Source organism: Paenibacillus sp. FW126-R14, from assembly GCF_058789495.1.
The window spans coordinates 22,079-42,020 of sequence record NZ_JBYTBS010000041.1 but is presented as its reverse complement, the minus strand read 5'-3'; the positions used below and the strand labels follow the sequence as shown (position 1 = coordinate 42,020).

Here is a 19,942-nt window from a genome sequence, read left to right as displayed (position 1 = left end):
TAAATTGATGAAGAGTTAATAGCCGAGGCAAGTGTGCCAAGGCTTCTTTTTGTGAGAGGAGTGTACTTGTTTGCAAGCTTTAATTCAGGCTTTTTCTGCGGATACCGACTTTCAAACGATCGTGTCAGGCATCAGGTCCGAGATGAAAGAGCAGCTCGTTGCCGGACTTACCGGCTCCTCTAAGCAAGTGATGATCGCAACTCTTGCGCGAGAGCTAACGCGCCCGCTATTCATTGTTACTCATAATATGTTTGCCGCTCAAAAAATAGCGGAGGATTTGCTAGAGTGCCTCTCAGCCGATAATGTGCTGCTCTACCCGTCGCAAGAGCTTCTGACGGCAGAAGAAGCAGCTTCCAGTCCGGAGATGCTGGCCCAGCGAATCGATGTGCTCACCAAGCTGGCAGGCGGTTACCGCGGGATTGTGATCGCGCCGTTCGCCGGAGTCCGCAGGCTGCTTCCGATCAAGCAGGTTTTCGAAGAATCCCAGATGACCGTTAAGGTAGGGGATACCGTCGAGCTGGATGCGCTGCTCGGCACGTTATCGAACATGGGCTACGAACGCGTGGAGCGGGTTGAGACCAAAGGGGAGATGAGCGTTCGCGGCGGCATATTGGATTTGTTTCCACTGACGTCGGAAAATGCCATTCGTATTGAGCTTTTTGATGTCGATGTTGACTCTATCCGTACTTTCGATGTGAGTGACCAGAGGTCAATAGATAAATTACAGGCGATCACGATTCCTCCATGCCGTGAGATTCAAGCGGATCGAAAGCGATTACAATCCGCAGCGCAGCACGCGTACGAGCTGCTTCAAGCGCAGCTGGAGAAAATGACCGACCGGTCGGCGAAAGACAAATTGCTCGAAGGAATTGGACATGATATTGAGCTGCTCCGCGAAGGGCAGACATTTCCGGGCATTTATAAATATATTTCGCTTTTATATACGGAAAGACAGACCCTCATAGACTACATGCCTAAGGATGCGGTGCTGATCATCGACGAGCCGGCCCGTTTGCTGGAGACGGCGAAACAGCTCGAACGCGACGAGGCGGAGTGGATGATGCATGCGCTGACAGAGGGGAAGAGCTTGCCGGCTTTTGTGCTGTCCAAATCCTATGAAACGCTGCTGCACCGCAGACCGTTTCCGACCTTGTATTTGTCGCTGTTCCTGCGTCAGGTCGTGGGCATCCAACCGCAAAATATCGTGAATTTCGTCAGTCGTGTGATGCAAAACTTCCACGGGCAAATGAATCTGCTGAAAGCGGAGATGGAGCGTTGGAAGAAGAATGGCGCCAATGTCATTCTGCTTGCGAACGGCGAAGAGCGTGCCGAACGGGTGCGCCGCGTCTTGAATGATTACCAGATCGAAGTGCCGGAAATTGTAGATGGCAATCTGCAAACAGGGTTTGAACTGCCTTCGATCCATTTGGTCGTTATTACGGAAGGCGAAATTTTCACGCAGAAGCAGCGGAAAGCCCGCAAGGTCGAGAAAAAGCTGGAGAATGCCGAGCGCATCAAGAGCTATCAAGAGCTTAAAATTGGCGATTACGTTGTCCATGTGAACCATGGGATCGGGAAGTACGTCGGTATAGGTACGCTCGAAGTAGGCGGAATTCATAAAGATTATCTGCACATCATGTATGCCGGCGGCGATAAGCTGTCAGTGCCGATTGACCAGATTGATCTCATTCAGAAATATGTAGGTTCGGAAGAGAAAGAACCGAAGGTTTATAAGCTTGGCGGAGCAGATTGGGCTAGAGTGAAGAGCAAGGCAAGGGCGTCCGTAAAGGATATTGCGGATGAACTGATCAAGCTCTACGCGGAGCGTCAGGCCACGACCGGCTATGGCTTCAGCAAAGACAGCTCCTATCAGAATGAGTTCGAAGCGATGTTCCCCTACGATGAAACGCGGGATCAGCTTCGTGCGATTGAAGAAATTAAGAACGACATGGAGAAATCGCGTCCGATGGACCGCCTGCTTTGCGGCGACGTAGGTTACGGGAAGACCGAGGTGGCCGTTCGTGCGGCATTTAAGGCGGCTATTGACGGGAAGCAGGTCGCTGTCTTGGTGCCGACGACGATTTTGGCGCAGCAGCATTACGAGACTTTCCGCGAGCGGTTCTCAGGCTATCCGTTTAATGTGCGGGTACTTAGCCGTTTCCGCTCGAAAAAAGAGCAGACGGAAGTCATGAAAGGTGTCAAAAAAGGGACGGTTGACGTTGTCATCGGTACGCACAGACTGCTGTCGCAAGATGTGCAGTTCAAAGATCTCGGCTTGCTGATTGTCGATGAGGAGCAGCGGTTTGGCGTGTCCCACAAAGAGAAGCTGAAGCGGCTCAAAACGAATGTGGACGTGCTGACGCTGACGGCAACGCCGATTCCAAGAACTTTGCATATGTCCATGCTCGGAGTGCGGGATTTGTCCGTTATTGAGACCCCGCCGGAGAATCGTTTCCCTGTCCAAACTTATGTGGTTGAGTATGGCCCGACGCTTGTCAGAGAAGCGATTGAGCGGGAGCTTGCCCGTGAGGGTCAAGTGTACTATCTGTACAACCGGGTTCAGGGGATTACGCAGATCGCCGATCAAATCTCGATGATGATACCGGATGCCCGCGTGACCGTCGCACATGGCCAAATGGGCGAACAGGAGCTGGAGAAGACGATCCTCGATTTCCTCGATGGCGAATACGACGTGCTCGTCAGTACGAGCATTATCGAGACGGGTGTCGATATCCCGAATGTCAACACGCTTATTGTTCATGACGCCGACAAAATGGGGCTTTCCCAGCTGTATCAGCTGCGTGGTCGCGTAGGACGATCGAATCGCGTAGCCTATGCATACTTCACTTACCAGCGGGATAAAGTGCTCACGGAAGTGGCGGAAAAACGATTGCAAGCGATTAAAGAGTTTACAGAACTTGGTTCAGGCTTTAAAATTGCGATGAGGGATTTGTCGATCCGCGGCGCAGGGAACTTGCTGGGTGCAGAACAGCATGGCTTCATTGCTTCCGTCGGTTTTGACCTGTATTCCCAAATGTTAGCCGAAGAAATTGCAAAGCTGAAACTAGAAATAGACGGGGAAGCGGCTGTTCCGGAACCGGAATGGAACACTTCCATCGATATACAATTGGATGCTTATCTGCCATCCGACTACATCTACGACAGCATGCAAAAAATCGAAATTTACAAAAAAGTGGCCGCCATTCGCACATTGGAGGAAGCTGCAGACCTGCATGATGAGCTTGTGGACCGCTTCGGGGATCTGCCTCAGGCCGTATTCAACTTGCTGTCAGTGGCCCGCCTGAAAGCATATGGTGCGGAGTACCGTATTGAATCGATCAGCCAAAAAGGGGATGATTACCTAATCAAGGTGCATATTGACCAAAATGGCAGGCTGGATGGACAGAAGCTGCTCAATTTGTCCAAAGGCTTTGACGGTCGAATCAAGCTCAACGCAGACCCGCAGCTGCATATTGTTATTCGCTGCAAAGGCATGAAGCCAGAAGCTTCCATCGAGTTGGTGGAGAAATTTCTGGTACAATATAAGGATGTTCTGAAAACGAAAGGGGAATTAAAGGATGTTGCCAAATCATACTAGCAAACGACTTTTTTCGAAAAAATGGATATTAAGCATGGTAGCATTGCTACTTGCATTTTCTGTATTGAGTGCATGCGGCAGCAAAAAGGAGGGTGCAGCGTCAGCTTCACCTTCCCCGACTGCAGCAGCAACAGGCAAGCCGACGGATGTGATTGCCACTTACAAAGAAGGCGGCAAAATCACCCGCGCCGAGTTCGATTCTTTCATCAACGTGAACAAAATGTTCTCGCCGCAGCTGGCTCAGTTCATGGCAGATCCGGCTTTTCAACAAGATATGTTGAAGCAAATGGTTACTTTCCGCGTGTTGTCCGCGAAAGCTGACGATAAAGTGAAGGCGGACGCCGACAAGCAAGTCGCCGAGCAAATGAAGGCTATTACGGATTACTTCGGCAAGCAAGAAGGCGGAATGGACAAGCAGTTGAAAGACAACGGCATCGAGTTGAAAGATATCGAATCTTTGATGAAAATGAGCTTCTACACGATGGGCAGCATGGAAGGCAAAATTACCGACAAAGAGGTACAGGACTCCTACAACGAGCAAGCAGCGGCGCATGCGTTTGATATCGCGACTGTGAGCCATATTTTGATTTCCTTGAAAGATGCGGCCACTCAGAAAGATCTGCGCACGAAGGATGAAGCTTTGGCAAGAGCGAAAGAAGTCAAAGGCAAATTGGATAGCGGCGGAGACTTTGCGGCTCTTGCGAAAGAGTATTCCGATGATCCAGGTTCTAAAGATAATGGCGGTACGTATAAAGATGCAGACATCAACCAATGGGTGCCTGAATTTAAAGAAGCGGCAAGCACTCTTCCTTTGAATAAAGTTTCCGATCCGGTTGAATCCTCTTTTGGCTACCACGTGATGAAAGTGGAATCCAGAAGCACGAAACAGCTTGATGATACGCTTAAAACACAAATTAAATCTCAGCTTGCAGAGAAATCCTTGACTGAATTTGCTGAGAAAGAATACCCGAGCTTGATTGAAACGAATAATCTGCCTAAACCGGAAGCAAACCCAGCTCCGGCGGCAAGCCCTGCTGCAAGTCCAGCGGCTAGCCCGGCGGCAAAGTAAGAACTTACCAGGATGTCCGATTATGGACATCCTGTTTTTATTTGTTATTTTTGGACAACATAATCGCAGCAGGGTGCAAAGCTACATAAAGAAAAATTCCTTAGCAGAAGCGACTGCATAGAAGATTGGGAAGTGAAGAATACTATGGATAGAATTCAAGTTCCCACCAAATCCCGATCTAGCATACAAGATTTCATGCTCCTGTCGTATCTAATTCTTGAGCGGAAAGTGAGGCATCTAGAGGTATGAAAGCAACTGGAATTGTCCGTCGGATAGATGATTTAGGGAGAGTAGTTATCCCCAAGGAAATACGACGCACACTGCGAATTCGTGAAGGCGACCCTTTAGAAATTTTTGTGGATCGCGATGGTGAAGTGATTCTGAAGAAATATTCGCCTATTGGCGAGCTTGGTGATTTTGCGAAGGAATACGCAGAGTCATTATTTGAGAGCACTAATCATGTTGCCATGATTTCAGACCGGGACACGATTATTGCCATGGCCGGCGGGTCCAAAAAGGATTTCTTGGAAAAGTCGGTGGGGTCTATCATCGAATCTTGTATGGAAAACCGGAAACCGATATTGGAGAGCAATTCAGGGACGTTTGAGATTATTAAGGACGCGAATGAGACGTTTTCTTCCTTCGTGGCGGCTCCGATTGTAGCGGGGGGCGATCCTATCGGATCCGTTATTCTAATCTCCAAGGATGAGAGTGTTAAAATGGGGAACATGGAAGTGAAGATGGTAGAAACAGCGGCTGGCTTTCTGGCGAAACAGATGGAGCAGTAGACAAAATTATAAGACACAAAGGCTTCCTTACTGAGGTGATGTTCATCTGTAAGAGAAGCTTTTTTTGTCTGCCATGGCCGATTTCGTTATAATACGTGTATATGTATCAATGGATTACTTCAGACAGAGGAGAAGCAGGATGGGGAAAACCGGCAAGGAGCATCAAATGGATCAAGAGGGGCTCCAGCAGCATGTCGGAAAACAGGGTAACGTCAAGCTGTTGAAGGGGGCTGCCGTACTGGGAGCCGCCGCCGTACTCTCGAAACTGCTGGGCACTCTGCAAAAAATTCCGCTGCAAAATGTAGCGGGGGACGCGGCTTTTGGTATCTATAATGCGGTTTATCCGCTTTATATTTTGATTTTATTCGCGGCTACAGCGGGATTTCCGGTCGCCGTATCCAAGTTTGTGGCGGAGAGCGTCATTCGTGGCGATCATCAGGAGGCTAGGCGCATCGCCCGTATTTCCGGAGTAGTGCTGCTGGGCACCGGCATCGTTTTGTTTATGCTGCTCTATTTTGGAGCGGGCGAGATTGCAGACTGGATTGGGATTCGCCAAACGGAGAAGGCGATTCGAAGCGTATCGTTTGCGCTTCTTGTAGCTCCCACCTTGGCTGTCCTGCGCGGTTATTTTCAAGGGTATCACAACATGGTGCCTACCGCAGTCTCTCAAGTGATTGAGCAGTTGATTCGCGTCATTACGATGGTTGCCTTGCTGCTCTATCTGGCGGCTCTAGCGTATGATGAGGAGTGGATTGCCGCAGGAGCAACTTTCGGCTCCGTAACTGGCGCCGGTGCTGGGCTGCTCGTTATGTATGTATATTGGCGTAAAGCAATGAGGAGTCAAAAGTATTCCGGCGATCCGGAGGGGACAGGGAAGTCCGGCTTGAAGGTTCTTTCCTCTTGGCAGTGGACGAGGCGCATCGCAGCTTATGCGATTCCTGTCTGCTTAGGGGCGGTCGTTGTGCCCTTGCTGACATTGGTCGACACGTTTACGATGCCGCGGCTGCTTGAAGCGTCGCAAGGCAGCGAGCTTGAGGCTATGAGGCAGTTTGGTTTATACAACCGCGGGCTGCCGCTCGTCCAGCTAGTTGTTATGATCGCTTCCTCGATGTCGGCTGTGCTTGTTCCCGCGATGGCGGATGCGAAGGCGAGAGGGCAGCTGGACGTGATGCGTTTTCGGGCGGAGATGTCTGTTCGGCTTTCTTGGCTGATTGGTATCGGGGCCTCGTTCGGACTTGCTTTTGCTGCGATGCCGATCAATGTGATGCTGTACAAAAACGATGAGGCCAGCTTGACGATGGCTGTTCTTGCCTTCACGGCCTTGTTCAGCACGCTGAACGCTGTGTCGGCCAGTGTGCTGCAGGGCGCCGGCGCGGTTCGCACGCCGGCGCAGGCCCTGCTCGTTGCCATCGTGCTGAAGGCACTCGGCAACGTCGTGCTCATGCCCCGCTGGGGCATCAACGGCGCCGCGCTCAGCGCGGTCATCGCCTACGCCGCTGCGGCGGGGCTGAATCTGGTGCAGCTGCGCCGCTGCACCGGGGCGCGCTTCGCGCTGCGGCCGTACGTCATCGCACCCACGCTGGGCGTGGTGGCGATGGGCGTCTGCCTCGCAGCGCTGCAGCTCTTGGCCATGCCCGCTGTGGCGGTATGGCACGTGCCTGAGCGATTGAGCGCCAGCGCAATCGCTTTGGTTGGGGTAGCCGGCGGCGCGGCCGTCTACGGGGCGATGCTGCTGCGCAGCGGCAGCATCAGCCGCGAGGAGCTGCGGCTGATGCCGGAGCTGGACCGGAAGCTGGCGCCGGTCCTGGCCCGGATCTGGCCGGCGGGGCGTTCCGGCGGCCGGTAGGTTTCGGCTGCCCGTGCCGCAGCCCAGCTTGGATGGACTAGCAGTACAAACCTTGCACTTTGCACGTTGCTCTTTGCACTTTGCTCTTTGCACTTTGCTCGTTGCTCTTTGCACTTTGCTCTTTGCTCTTTGCTCGTTGCTCTTTGTTGCACAACATACAATGATTTTGTTCTCAAAAGTTAGCTCGGTGCTTCTATGTTGTATCTTGTGCAACGATTTGAGCAAAGTAGCCGTATTTTATGGAGAAATGCTTAAAATGGTTGTATATAGTACAACATAGATAGTTTGTTCCCTGTAAAAATGACGAAATACTTGCACAAAATACAACGTAGCGTGAAGGTATTTTTTAAAAAATAACAACATATTTCAGGAGGTGCGAACCATGTCAACTCAAGCTCATATTACCGTTGTCGGACTCGGAACGGGAGACGAAGACCAGCTTACGCTAGGCGTCTGGAAAAAGCTCCAAAGCGCAGCTCAATCCCAAGCTCAGTTATTTTTGCGCACGGTGGACCATCCGATGGTGCGTATGCTGGACAGCAACCAAATTCCTTACCAAACTTTCGATGCGAATTACGTTGCTCACGAAAGCTTTGAAGGGGTATACGAATCTATCGCGGAGGCGCTTGTCCAATCCGCCAAAAGTACGCCTACTGAGGTTATCTATGCGGTGCCGGGTCACCCGATGGTGGCGGAATATACGGTTCAGCTTTTGAAGCAGCGTTGTCCGGAAGAGGGGATTTCCCTTCAAGTCATGGGCGGGGAGAGCTTTTTGGACCAAGCGTTCCTGCGCTTCGGCTTTGATCCGATCGATGGCTTTCAACTGCTTGACGCGACCAGCCTTAGCCGTTATGCTTTAAATCCTCAGGTTCATACGATCATTGGGCAAGTGTACGATACATATACGGCGTCGGATCTCAAGATTTCACTTATGGATGCATACCCGGATGAGTATCGCGTGGTGGTAGGTCATTCCTTAGGTGTAGCTGGCGCGGAGCAAATCATCGAAGTGCCGCTCCATGAGCTGGATCATGTGAAAGGCTATGGGAATTTATCGCTTGTGTGGGTTCCTAAGAGCGAGAAGGACGAGGTTCATTATCGCACGTTTGGCCGGCTGCACGAAATTGTGCAAATTCTCCGCAGCCCCGATGGCTGCCCTTGGGATCGCGAGCAGACGCATGCCAGCCTGCGCAAAAATCTCATAGAGGAAGCCTATGAGGTGCTGGAAACGATTGATGAGGATGATCCCGAGCACATGTGCGAGGAGCTGGGGGATTTGCTGCTGCAAGTTATGCTTCATGCTCAGATGGAAGAGGAGATCGGAACGTTCACGGTTTATGACGTGATTGCTACGCTGAACGAGAAGCTGATTCGCCGCCACCCGCACGTATTCGGGGAAAACAAGGCGGAGGATGCGGATGAGGCGCTTGTAAACTGGAATGCCATGAAGGCCGAGGAGAAGCGGAAGAAGGGTATCGACGTGACGAAGCAATCCGTTCTGGACGGGGTTCCGAGGGAGCTGCCGGGTCTCATGAAGGCCTTGAAGCTGCAGAAGAAAGCGGCTGCCGTCGGCTTTGATTGGCCGGAGCTCGGAGAGGTGCTTCAGAAGCTGGAAGAGGAGCTGACAGAGCTTCGTGAGGCTATCGGCAATTCATCCGAAGAGGCGGATCAAGATCGGCTTGAGGAGCTGGGCGATGTGCTTTTTTCTATCGTAAATGTTGCTAGATTCCTGAAAATTGACCCGGAAGAAGCGATTGCGCATACAAATCGCAAATTTATTCAAAGATTTTCATATATTGAAGATCAGCTACGTTTAAGAGGGCTCTCTTTTGAACAAACTGAGTTATCAGAGATGGAAAATTACTGGCAAGAAGCAAAAAAAGTTACAAAACTTCGTTAGTAATAGAAGGATTTTGGCGAAAAAAGAAGAATACTAAGTTTGGTGTAAGGTGTAAGGTTGAATATGGAAATATAATTTAGGGATATTTGAACGTTGTTCGAAGTCTCTCAGCTTTGCGGCTTTGGTACATAGAAGACATGATCTTCAACTATTTTTGGGAGGTAACAAATCACATGAACAAAACGGATTTGATCAACAACATTGCAGAAAAAAGCGGACTAACGAAGAAAGATGTAGAAGTTGTACTTAACGGATTCCTTGGTGAAGTTACAGACGCTCTTTCATCCGGAGATAAAGTTCAATTGATCGGTTTCGGAACTTTCGAAACTCGCAAACGTTCCGGTCGTACAGGCCGTAACCCTCAAACAGGCAACCCAATCGTGATCGCGGAATCCAACGTTCCAGCGTTCAAAGCGGGCAACAAGCTTAAAGACGCTGTAAAATAATGCGAATCGACAAGTTTCTCAAAGTCTCTCGTCTGATTAAGCGCCGCACCGTGGCGAAGGATGTGTCCGATCAAGGGCGTGTCTGGATAAACGGCAGAGATGCCAAGGCGAGTACACAGGTGAAAGTCGGTGACGAACTGGCGATTCAATTTGGTCAGAAAAAGGTGACGATTCGCGTAGAGCTCCTTTCGGAGTCGACCCGCAAGGAAGACGCTGCGAAGATGTATACCCTGATCAAGGAAGAAGCTTATCAGTCCGAGTAACGCTGCCAAACAAAGTTTAGCCCAGGATTCCCGAATGAGGGATCTTGGGCTTTTTTTTATGGTTCTAAAATAGGACATCCTCCCATATCGTAAGGATAGATGAAGGAGGGGTACAGGCCATGATGGAACCCGTGAAAAACACGAACAAGCGGCAAGAAATCAAAATGTTGAATCGCAAGCTCTTGGAGATCTCAGGAGTTTTGAACGTAGAAAGCTTTGACAGCGAAGAGTTCCTCCTTGAAACGGAAATGGGCTACCTGATGATTAAAGGGCAAAATTTGCACATTAAGAATTTGAGCTTGGAGCAAGGGTTAGTCGCCATTGAAGGACTCATTCAAGAATTAGCTTATGTGGACGGAAATTCCCAGGAGAAATCCAAGGGGTTCCTTGGTAAATTGTTCAAGTGACCCTGAACGTTCAATTCCATACGATTTTCATGATGTTTTTGGGCGGAATCGCCATAAGTGCGATGTTCGATGTGTTTCGTGTGCTTTCCGGCAAGCTCAGACTACCGCGATGGACGATTCCGCTCGTTGATACGGTGTATTGGATTGTGGCGACAATCCTCGTGTTCCGCTTGCTCATTTACAGCAATGAAGGACAAGTCCGCGTGTTTATTTTTCTCGGGATGGGGATCGGGATCTGCTTTTATTTCGCCTTCCTCAGCCGTGCAGTCATCTATCTGACCCTGCTTCTTATCCGAATTGTCATTGCGATTTACAAATTCACAGCAAAAACAGTCGAAATTTTTCTTATAAAACCGATCATTGGCTTATATCGTCTAACCGTGATAATTTTGGGCTTTTTACTAGCTGTAGCTATATTCCTATACAGAATTGTGCTACAATTGCTTTATCCTTTGTGGAGATTACTCCTGTGGATGACTCGGCCTGTGCATAAATATTTCGTGATCCCTGTTTGGTTGAAGAAGCTGACGGGCAAAATCGTAACGATCTATCACAGGTTATTCTCAAAGTAGGAGGAATTCCTATTCATGCAGGCTCAAGCAACAGCACCAAACAACAAGCGCAGCAGTAGCGTAGGCTCAAAGCGAAGACTGCGTTTTCTCTTGATCTTTGTCCTATGTTTTATGAGCTGGGCTGCCGTTAACATTTGGGGGCAGTTCGCTAAGCTTCACGAGAAGAGAAATGCCGTCGCGAATATGGAGCAGCAGCTTATTGATGCGAAGAAGGTCAAGGAGCAGACGCAGAAGGAAATCGCTAGGCTTCATAATGACGAATACTTGGATCAAATTATTCGCCGGGATTTTCACTATAGCAAAACGGGAGAGACGCCGCTTAGTGTCTCGAAGCAATAAAAGGACTAAAGAAGCGGTGAATGCCGTGTTGACCGTGGTTTCTGCATCGGTTATAATCGGCGTAGCCAGTGTTTTCAACATTTTAAGGGAGGAACATTTTACTTTATGGCAATTGAAGTTGGCACCAAGTTAGAGGGTAGAGTGACGGGGATTACTCACTTTGGAGCATTCGTCGAGCTTGCTGAAGGAGTTACCGGTCTTGTTCACATTTCGGAGATCGCGGACAATTATGTGAAAGACGTTAATGACCATTTAAAGCTGGAAGACAAAGTATTGGTCAAAGTGATTAACGTGGACAAGGATGGCAAGATCGGACTGTCGATCAAGCAAACGGTTGACAAGCCAGTTGAGGAAAGACCAGCTCGTCCTGAACGTACAGGTGGCAGCAGCTATCAAGGTCGCCCAAGCGGAGATCGTCCAGGTGGCTTCCAAGGTGGTCGTCCAAGCAGCGGCGGAGAACGCAGTGGTCCTCCAAGCGGCGGTCCAGGTGGTGGTCGTCCAGGCGGTGGCGGCTTCAATCGTGGTGGCGGCGGTGGCGGTCGCGGCGGCTTTAACAAGCAGCAAGGCGGAGCTAGACCGTTCTCGTTCGAAGATAAAGTATCTCGTTTCCTTAAAGATAGTGAAGAGCGGATTTCGTCTCTGAAGAAGAACACCGAGTCCAAACGCGGTGGCCGAGGCGGAAGAAGAGACTAATAGATGCAAATAATGAACCACATTCGCTTAGGCGGATGTGGTTTTTTATGCTGCGTGGCGGTGGACTGAATGGGTTAGTAAAGTTGACTGAGGAGAGCATGCTGCTGGCGGTGAGAGGGCTGGAAGAGAAGATAGTGGGACTGAGTGGAGGGAGCATGGCTGAATGAGAGATAGGGAAGTTGACTGAGGAGAGCGTGCTGCTGGCGGTGAGAGGACTGGAAGCGAAGATAGTGACTGAGTGGAGGGAGCATGGCTGAATGAGAGATAGGGAAGCTGAGTGAAGGAAGCGTGCTGTGGCGGTGAGAGGACTGGAAGCGAAGATAATGGGACTGAGTGAGGGAACACGGTGAACGAGAGATAGGGAAGCTGAGTGAGGAGAGCGTGCTGCTGGCGGTGAGAGGTCTGGAAGAGAAAATAGTGGGACTGAGTGAGAGAACGCGGTGAATGAGAGATAGGTAGGCTGAGTGATGGGAGCATGCTGTAGCGGGAAAGTGCTTGGCAGCAGCTATCGTTCATGCGTACGGGAACTACAGTCCACTATTTCCCCCGAAATTTGCTTCTGCCTATTCTGAGAGGGAACTATGGTCCGTTATATTGCTGTTTTGGCTGAAATGTGGAGGTTCTTGGGTAAATAGCACCCTGCAGTTCCCCTTGGTAAGTGGACTCGGCTAATATGGCCAAAATAGCGTACTCGCGTTCCCTTATATTTGCCGAGCGGGGGATTGGACTGGGTGCTAGATAGGGGGAAATGAATATTGCCACTGGATTACGATGTAACACGTAGTGTCATTTGCAATCGACATGGAATTACGGGTATCTCCCCCATCTGCATGGCGAAAGTTCGGGGCAATCAGACTTTTGGATACGCTCTCAATCCGGTAAAGCGAGATGAGGCAAGGGATGAGGGCTGATGACACGGCTGGCGCGGCTTGTCGGAAATTTCTTTGAATCTATCAACTCATTCTGACAAACTTTCTGCTAGATTGTCTCTATACTAGAGAAACAAATAAGGGAAGAATGGATGGTGTACAAAGCATGCAAAGAAGAAGCCTAGGTGCAGTGATTGGTGGCGGATGGTCAGGATTATGGCAGAAAGCGAAAACAGGTGCACGCAGTGCTGCGGTGGAAAATCGGTTTGTTCAAGCCTTCGTGGCGAAAAGATGGACTTTTCTTCTCGTTGTTATGGGTTTCCTTCTTGGACGTGCGATGATTTTGGAACAGCTGTCCCCGTTTGCTCTAGCATTTATTGCCGTTATTTATTTTACGAGGAGAGATATTTTACACTATGTAGGTGTTGCTGCATTTGCCGGCAGTTTGTTATCCTTGCATGCCAATACCGGCTATCTCGTTACGGAGATTATCGTATTCCTGCTCATTCAAAAAGCAATGGAAAAATTTGAACGCTCCGACCTGTCGCTGGCTCCGATTCTCGTCTTCAGCTCAACCTTCCTGGTTCAGCTTTTTGCCCAACTGGTGGTTTCTAACTTAAGCTGGTACACCCTCATGATGATTACCGTTGAGGCGCTGCTCAGTCTGGTACTGACGTTAATTTTCATACAAGCCATCCCCGTATTCACACTTACCCGTAAAAACTATCATTTGAAACACGAGGAAATCATCTGTTTGATCATTCTGCTGGCCTCCGTTATGACAGGGACGGTAAGCTGGGTGATAGGGCCTGTCACGGTGGAGCACGTGCTTTCCCGGTACTTGATTTTGTTATTTGCTCTGGTGGGGGGAGCGCCTTTCGGGGCTTCGGTTGGCGTTATCACAGGGCTTATCTTAAGTCTTGCAAATAGCAACGCCGTCTATCAAATGAGCTTGCTTGCATTCTCAGGCATGTTAGCCGGACTGCTGAAGGAAGGGAATCGCCTCGCTGTCGCTTTCGGCATGCTGCTGGGTTCTTCGATCTTATCGTTCTATATGGGGACGAGCGTCGATGTTATGAATTCCGCATGGGAGTCGCTGGCTGCCGTTACGCTGTTCCTCCTCACACCTCGGAGTCTGATTGTCACGCTTGCCAAATATGTTCCGGGCACGCAGGAGAATCTCAAATCGCAGCAGGACTATGCGAAGCGGGTACGTGATGTGACGGCCAGCCGTGTGGAGCAGTTCTCGGAAGTGTTTCGCCAGTTGTCACGCAGCTTTAAGCAGTTAACGACGGATGATGCGGTAAGCCGAAAGGAGGAGGAAGTCGGACATTTCATGAATGCTGTTGCGCAGAAAGCTTGTGATTCCTGCTGGAAAAAGAGCCAGTGCTGGGATCAAAAGTTTTACCAGACGTATACCTATATGACCGATATGATGACGAATATCGAGACAAAGGAGAATATGACGAAGAAGCAAATTCCGCCAGAGTGGAAGAAAGTATGCAATAAGCCTGAGCAGGTGCTCGATGTGATGAAACAACAGTACAGTTTATACAAAAATGATTTACACTGGAAGAAACAGATTATGGACAGCCGGCATCTTGTAGCGGATCAGCTGTCCGGCGTCTCGCAGGTGATGGAGGACCTGGCGAAGGAAATTAAGCGGGAAGGACAGGAGTTGTTCCTTCAGGAAGAGCAAATCCGCAATGCGCTGGAGGAGCTGGGCTTATCTATTCATACGATCGATATTATTTCCTTGGACGAAGGAAATATTGAGATTGAAATCATTCATCAATACACGAAAGGCTTCGATGAATGCCGGAAAATCATTGCCCCGCTGCTGAGCGAAATCATCGGCGAGAATGTCGCCGTGATGCGCGAGGAAATGCATGAGCGCGGCGAAGGCTACAGCACGGTCGTATTCGGCTCCGCCAAGGAATACGAGGTTGAGACCGGGGTCGCCGGCGCAGCCAAAGGGGGCGACCTCTTCTCGGGCGACAGCTTCTCCACGGTGGAGCTGGGCAATGGCAAGTATGCCGTTGCGCTTAGCGACGGCATGGGCAACGGCGAGCGGGCGCGGGCCGAGAGCCAGACCGCACTTAGCATCCTGCAGCAGCTGCTGCAGTCGGGCATGGACGAGAAGCTCGCGATCAAGTCGCTGAACTCCGTGCTTATGCTCCGTTCCTCCGACGAGATGTACGCGACGGTGGATATGGCGTTGATCGACATGTATAATGCAAATACGACGTTCATGAAAATCGGCTCAACCCCGAGCTTCATTAAGCGCGGGAATGAGGTTATTGCCATCTCCGCAAATAACTTGCCCGTGGGGATTTTGAGCGAGATCGATGTCGATTTGGTTTCCATTCCGCTGCAATCGGGGGATATCCTCGTCATGATGACGGACGGTATCTATGATGCGCCAGGTCATGCGGTGAATAAGGAGATGTGGATGAAGCGCATGATTCATGAAATAGATACCACCTACCCGCAAGAGTTCGCGGATTGTTTGTTGGAACGGATTTTCCGCCACCATCATGGCGAAATTCAAGATGATATGACGGTCGTCGTTGCCCGCGTAGAGAAGCGGCAGCCGGAGTGGGCTACGTTCCGGTGGCCGGGGATCACGCGTATGGAGCGCCCCAAAACCGTCTCCTAGCCAGGTGGGAAAGTGAAGCTGTAACAGCTCATTTGCTGTTGCGGCTTTTTGGCTGTAGGCTGTAGGTTGTAGGGCTTCACCCGGAGAAATTCAAGAAAGGCAGGCACCAAATGATTAGGAAAACGCTTTCAATTAGTTTCATCCTCCTTGGCATCATGGTTTTTCTTTATCCTTCGATCAATGATCGGTATGAAAGCTATCGCCAACAGCAAATTTTGGAGCAGTGGCAGGAAAATATGCAAGCAATGGATCAAGTTGCGGCTGAGGAGACGGTGAATACAGCGGGCCCGGCTGATGCTGGCGCCAAGGTCGACCCGGGAGACAGGACAGATGCCATTTCTTCCGCCGCTCCCGCAGCAGGGCAGGAAACAAGCCAACCTTTGAACACGCCGGCTGCACCGAAACCAACGCCAATGATCCCTAAGAACGTAGAAGGCGTCTTGGTTATTAAAAAAATAAATTTAAAGCTCCCAATTTTGACTGACGCAACCGCGGAGAATTTAAAAGTCTCTCTTGCAAGCATTGCTAATACGGGTAAACCTGGCGAACTCGGCAATTATGCCATTGCCGGGCATCGGAACTTAACCTACGGGAAAAACTTCAACAGATTGGATGAAGTCGATATAGGGGATGTCATTCAGGTCGATACAGGGAGCAAACAGTTTGATTACATTGTAGAGGACAAGGAGTATGTCCTTCCGACTGATGTTTCCGTTTTGAAGGGAAATGGCAAAGATCGGGAGATTACGTTAGTCACCTGCCACCCAATGGTAAATCCGACGCACCGCTTAATCGTAAAGGGAAAAATAGTGGAATCCAAAGGATAAGTGAGTGCAGTTAGGCTGCATCTCATTTATTCTGTCATATAAACAACACGTATACAATACAAAATGTATCATATAATGTAGACGTTGATACAATTTGTATTGTATACTGATGGTATTTTTGATACATTTTGTTTCAAACGTTGTGGATTGCCCGTATTTAGGTCCAGTTATTAGTCAGGAATGGAGGTAAGAAGGAAAAATGTTTAATAAACAGATGAAGGTTTTGTTAATTGCTCTCTTAGTATTCATGCAAAGCCTGTACGGGATTAGCTTTTCAACGAACGCCGGTGCTACCGTAATTAGTGAAAGTATTTTGGACAGCGTGACTATGGTGGTATACGACAGTGCGGGTCAAGTAGTGACGGGCAACGTTTATGATCAAGGGGCTAAGGTGAAACTGGACTACACTTGGTCTCTGCCAAACGGTCACCATGCCGGTGATACCTATTCGTTTGATCTGCCGCAGCAATTTTTACTATTCAATGACATCAGCGGCAATCTGACTATGGGGGACGATCAGGTAGGAACGTTCCATGTAGGAAAAGACAGTCATCAAGTCGTAATTACATTTAACAATTACATCGAAAGCCATGACAATGTGAAGGGAACTCTCACACTCAATACCCAGTTCAATAAAAGCCAGATTACAGGCAGCACCACACAAATTATTAAAATTCCGATTCATTCCGGAGAACAGGTGTTTACGCTTACCTTCAAGCCGACAGTTTCTTCAACAATAAGCAAAACCGGAGCAGCTGTGGGCTTCAATGCAAAGCAAATCGATTGGACGGTTGATGTAAATAAATCTCTGGACGCTATTCAAGGGGCTGCTGTAACAGATCCTATACCTGCAGGGCTCTCCGCCCCGGACAAAGTTGCCGTTTATTATTTGGATGTACAATTGGATGGCACAACGGTTCAGGGTGATTTGGTAGACAGCAGCAAGTATACGGTGAGTACGGAGGGGAATGTTCTTTCTTTACGCTTTACAGACAGCCCTATCGTTTCTGCCTACCGGATTCAATATGCGACGCCAATCGTTGACCAATCCAAAGGACCATTCGTGAACACCGCAAAGTTGGCGGGGAGCAACATAACGACTGCTGAGGCAACTGCAACGGTCTCCGTAAAGCATGGAAGCCCGCTTGAAAAGACTGCCCTCGAATACATCGCCAGTTCTCAGTCCATCCGCTGGGCAATTATGTACAATTATAACGAAGGGAACATTCCCCAGGAGGCAGCATGGTTATCAGACTTCTACAATAACTACCAAGATTTAGTTCCGGATTCTCTCAAAGTCTATCCGGTAACGTTCAGTCCCTCTGGCGACGAGGTGTTGGGCAGTGAACTGCCTGCTTCCGAATATACAGTGACGCCACAAGAGGCTCCGGCTAAGAAAGGGTTCAAGCTTCAGTTCAAAAGCGATATTTCATCGGCTTACAAAATCATCTATGTGACGAAGTCAAGCATTCCCGTTGTCAATAATGTGTTAATAACGAACCAAGTCACTTCCGGCAGCGGGATCGTTAAAACAGCTTCAAAGCCTCTCTTGCAGGCTGTTCTTGCCAAAACGTTTGGAACTGTAGACTATGGGGCTAAGACGATTGTGTGGAACGTAGCGATTAACGGGGATAGTCATGAAATGTATCATGTTACTGTGACCGATACATTTCCGAATAAAGGCCTCCGTCTTCTCCCGGATTCGCTAGTCATTAAAAAGGGCACCACAATTCTAGATCCAACAGAGTATACAATCGATAATTCGGTAGCCCCTGACGAAGGCTTGAAAATTAAATTTGAGAATACGCTTAACAGTCCGATTACAATTAGCTACAAAACGGAGTTCAATCTGGATTGGATTCAGCCTGCGGGCGGCACCATCTTTAGCAATTCGGCCGAGCTCAAATGGTTCGATCGTAGTGAAACTTGGCAAACCAAAACGGTAACCACTAATTTTGAACCAAGGGCTGAAGTCAAGAACAACGGGTTTAAAAACGGAACGTATAATGCGAATTCAAAAGAAATCACTTGGACGGTAGGCTTCAACTATAACAAGAAAACGCTTGAGTCAGCAGTGCTCGAGGACCTTTTGCAATCAAATCAAAAGCTGGTGGAAGGTTCCGCTGCCTTAGCCGTCTACAACATGAATATTTTGGCTGATGGGCCTAGTTTTAAGGGCTCTAAAGTGGATGCATCAAACTATGACTACCACGTAGATGCTAACAATAAGCTAATTGTAACGTTCAAACAGCCAATTTCAGCACCGTATTATTTAGTCTTTACAACGAGTCTTGAGGGTCAGCTTATTAATAGTACAGTGAATAATACGGCCAAATTATTTGACGGAAATAAACCCGTATCGAATGATCTAACAGCGACTGTTAACATTCCGCACGGGGGAGAGTATGTCAGCAAAGAAGGTCAGCAGAGCGGCGAGAAGATAAACTGGAAAGTTATCATCAATCGCGGGAAATCCACAGTATCAGACGCTGCTATCTTCGATACACCGACAAAAAATCAGATACTGCTTCCGGATTCATTCCATCTCTTTGCGGCAAACGACGATTTAATTAAGGGAGCGGAGTTGACAAAGGGTGCGGATTACACGGTGACATTCCAAACCTATGACGACGGCAGACAAACGTTTGAATTAAAGTTCGCAAAGCAGATTAATTCGGCCTATATCTTGGAATATCAATCTCTCATTTCTGCCAATGATAAAGACATCGTTTCCAATAAAGTCAGTTTTAGCGGCAATAACGAAACGACTATCACCAAAGAAACCGTTCAGGATATTATAGTAGGCGTTTCGAGCGGTTCCGGCACCGGCAGCGGTGTCAGAGGATCTCTATCGGTGAAGAAAGTTGATGCAGCTAACGAAAATTTACTGCTTAGCGGAGCAACTTTCGAATTGTACCGGAAGTCCGGCAGGGACACAAAGGATCTGATTAGCACGGTGATTACGAATGCGAATGGAACTGCTGACTTTACCGGCCTGCTGGCCGGTGAATACATCGTGAAGGAAACCAAATCTCCTTCCGGGTATGTGTTAAACGCTATCGAACGTCCTGTAACGCTTGGTTCGGCGCAGAACTTGGTCATGTCCGTTCCCAATGAAAGGTCTTCCCAACCGGAGCCATCGCCATCGCCGACGCCATCACCATCACCGTCGCCAACGCCGTCGGGACCAAGCACGCCGTCCGATCCAGATCCGACTCCGACTCCGAGCGCTTCGCCAACGCCGAAGCCAAGCGTGACGCCGGCACCATCTACTTCGCCAAGTCCGAGTACAAAACCAAATCCAAGTCCAAGTCCGACTCCGGCTGGAACGTCAAAACCGTCGAACGAATCTGCTCCCAATGCCAGTCCGACACCAACCGGGGCACTTACTCCAGTGAAAGGCGACAACGAAGGGGGAGGGGATCAGCCTGACAATCACGCGGAAACACTTCCTGTAACCGGAGAGTCCAGCCATACGTATGTGAAACTAGCGGGAGTGGCCTTGGTTCTATCTGGCTTTCTGTTGAGAAGAAGACGGCGTAAGCCATAAAGCACAAGTGTGTTTGCAAAAAGCAGTCAGCCGCATTAGCCGGCTAACTGTTTTTTGCCGTTCTGTTATCCTCGTGATTAGACCCTCTCAAAAATGGAAAAACTAGGAGAAGAACT

At 49.2% G+C, this 19,942-nt stretch carries 14 protein-coding genes; all 14 read left to right on the top strand.

The window, feature by feature from the left end:
• The first annotated feature begins 70 nt into the window (after positions 1 to 70).
• The 14 genes from mfd (at position 71) to AC3WRW_RS22640 (ending at position 19,826) form a co-directional block, all read left to right on the top strand.
• Positions 71 to 3,598 (top strand): transcription-repair coupling factor, encoded by a 3,528-nt coding sequence (gene mfd, locus AC3WRW_RS22705; RefSeq protein WP_492548561.1) that lies wholly within the window; start codon positions 71 to 73, stop codon positions 3,596 to 3,598.
• Between the two features lie 34 nt (positions 3,599 to 3,632).
• On the top strand, positions 3,633 to 4,667 hold the full coding sequence (locus AC3WRW_RS22700) for a peptidylprolyl isomerase (RefSeq protein WP_492548560.1): 1,035 nt from the start codon (positions 3,633 to 3,635) through the stop codon (positions 4,665 to 4,667).
• A gap of 245 nt (positions 4,668 to 4,912) precedes the next feature.
• Positions 4,913 to 5,455 (top strand): stage V sporulation protein T, encoded by a 543-nt coding sequence (gene spoVT, locus AC3WRW_RS22695; protein ID WP_492548559.1) that lies wholly within the window; start codon positions 4,913 to 4,915, stop codon positions 5,453 to 5,455.
• A gap of 139 nt (positions 5,456 to 5,594) precedes the next feature.
• Positions 5,595 to 7,301 carry a putative polysaccharide biosynthesis protein gene (locus tag AC3WRW_RS22690; RefSeq protein ID WP_492548558.1) on the top strand — a complete coding sequence of 569 codons (1,707 nt, stop codon included), beginning with the start codon at positions 5,595 to 5,597 and terminating at the stop codon, positions 7,299 to 7,301.
• A gap of 382 nt (positions 7,302 to 7,683) precedes the next feature.
• Positions 7,684 to 9,201, top strand: coding sequence for a bifunctional methyltransferase/pyrophosphohydrolase YabN (gene yabN / locus AC3WRW_RS22685; protein ID WP_492548557.1), 1,518 nt, complete (start codon positions 7,684 to 7,686; stop codon positions 9,199 to 9,201).
• 173 nt (positions 9,202 to 9,374) lie between these two features.
• On the top strand, positions 9,375 to 9,647 hold the full coding sequence (locus AC3WRW_RS22680) for an HU family DNA-binding protein (protein WP_029197991.1): 273 nt from the start codon (positions 9,375 to 9,377) through the stop codon (positions 9,645 to 9,647).
• A complete protein-coding gene (locus AC3WRW_RS22675; protein WP_167059148.1) occupies positions 9,647 to 9,910 on the top strand; it encodes an RNA-binding S4 domain-containing protein in 264 nt (87 codons plus the stop codon). Before AC3WRW_RS22680 ends, AC3WRW_RS22675 begins: the two co-directional genes overlap by 1 nt.
• 119 nt (positions 9,911 to 10,029) lie before the next feature.
• Positions 10,030 to 10,317 (top strand): sporulation protein YabP, encoded by a 288-nt coding sequence (yabP, locus tag AC3WRW_RS22670; protein ID WP_492548556.1) that lies wholly within the window; start codon positions 10,030 to 10,032, stop codon positions 10,315 to 10,317.
• Positions 10,314 to 10,889 carry a spore cortex biosynthesis protein YabQ gene (gene yabQ, locus AC3WRW_RS22665; protein ID WP_492548555.1) on the top strand — a complete coding sequence of 192 codons (576 nt, stop codon included), beginning with the start codon at positions 10,314 to 10,316 and terminating at the stop codon, positions 10,887 to 10,889. The genes yabP and yabQ overlap by 4 nt, the downstream gene beginning before the upstream one ends.
• 15 nt (positions 10,890 to 10,904) lie before the next feature.
• Entirely contained in the window at positions 10,905 to 11,228 is a 324-nt protein-coding gene (locus tag AC3WRW_RS22660) for an FtsB family cell division protein (RefSeq protein ID WP_171685239.1), read from the top strand.
• Positions 11,229 to 11,333: 105 nt separating this feature from the next.
• Positions 11,334 to 11,921 carry a S1 domain-containing RNA-binding protein gene (locus tag AC3WRW_RS22655; protein WP_167059160.1) on the top strand — a complete coding sequence of 196 codons (588 nt, stop codon included), beginning with the start codon at positions 11,334 to 11,336 and terminating at the stop codon, positions 11,919 to 11,921.
• Positions 11,922 to 12,956: 1,035 nt separating this feature from the next.
• Complete coding sequence (spoIIE, locus tag AC3WRW_RS22650; protein WP_492548554.1) at positions 12,957 to 15,449, top strand: stage II sporulation protein E; 2,493 nt, start codon at positions 12,957 to 12,959, stop codon at positions 15,447 to 15,449.
• A gap of 110 nt (positions 15,450 to 15,559) precedes the next feature.
• Positions 15,560 to 16,276, top strand: coding sequence for a class D sortase (locus AC3WRW_RS22645; protein WP_492548553.1), 717 nt, complete (start codon positions 15,560 to 15,562; stop codon positions 16,274 to 16,276).
• Positions 16,277 to 16,475: 199 nt separating this feature from the next.
• Positions 16,476 to 19,826, top strand: a complete 3,351-nt coding sequence (locus AC3WRW_RS22640; protein ID WP_492548552.1) for a collagen binding domain-containing protein — start codon at positions 16,476 to 16,478, stop codon at positions 19,824 to 19,826.
• The last annotated feature ends 116 nt before the right edge of the window (positions 19,827 to 19,942 follow it).

Coding starts and splice junctions, on each gene's coding strand:
- AC3WRW_RS22700 (WP_492548560.1), top strand. CDS start 3,633: ATGGTAGCATTGCTACTTGCATTTTCTGTATTGAGTGCATGCGGCAGC.
- AC3WRW_RS22655 (WP_167059160.1), top strand. CDS start 11,334: ATGGCAATTGAAGTTGGCACCAAGTTAGAGGGTAGAGTGACGGGGATT.
- AC3WRW_RS22645 (WP_492548553.1), top strand. CDS start 15,560: ATGATTAGGAAAACGCTTTCAATTAGTTTCATCCTCCTTGGCATCATG.
- AC3WRW_RS22675 (WP_167059148.1), top strand. CDS start 9,647: ATGCGAATCGACAAGTTTCTCAAAGTCTCTCGTCTGATTAAGCGCCGC.
- AC3WRW_RS22660 (WP_171685239.1), top strand. CDS start 10,905: ATGCAGGCTCAAGCAACAGCACCAAACAACAAGCGCAGCAGTAGCGTA.
- spoIIE (WP_492548554.1), top strand. CDS start 12,957: ATGCAAAGAAGAAGCCTAGGTGCAGTGATTGGTGGCGGATGGTCAGGA.
- AC3WRW_RS22640 (WP_492548552.1), top strand. CDS start 16,476: ATGTTTAATAAACAGATGAAGGTTTTGTTAATTGCTCTCTTAGTATTC.
- spoVT (WP_492548559.1), top strand. CDS start 4,913: ATGAAAGCAACTGGAATTGTCCGTCGGATAGATGATTTAGGGAGAGTA.
- yabP (WP_492548556.1), top strand. CDS start 10,030: ATGATGGAACCCGTGAAAAACACGAACAAGCGGCAAGAAATCAAAATG.
- yabN (WP_492548557.1), top strand. CDS start 7,684: ATGTCAACTCAAGCTCATATTACCGTTGTCGGACTCGGAACGGGAGAC.
- AC3WRW_RS22690 (WP_492548558.1), top strand. CDS start 5,595: ATGGGGAAAACCGGCAAGGAGCATCAAATGGATCAAGAGGGGCTCCAG.
- AC3WRW_RS22680 (WP_029197991.1), top strand. CDS start 9,375: ATGAACAAAACGGATTTGATCAACAACATTGCAGAAAAAAGCGGACTA.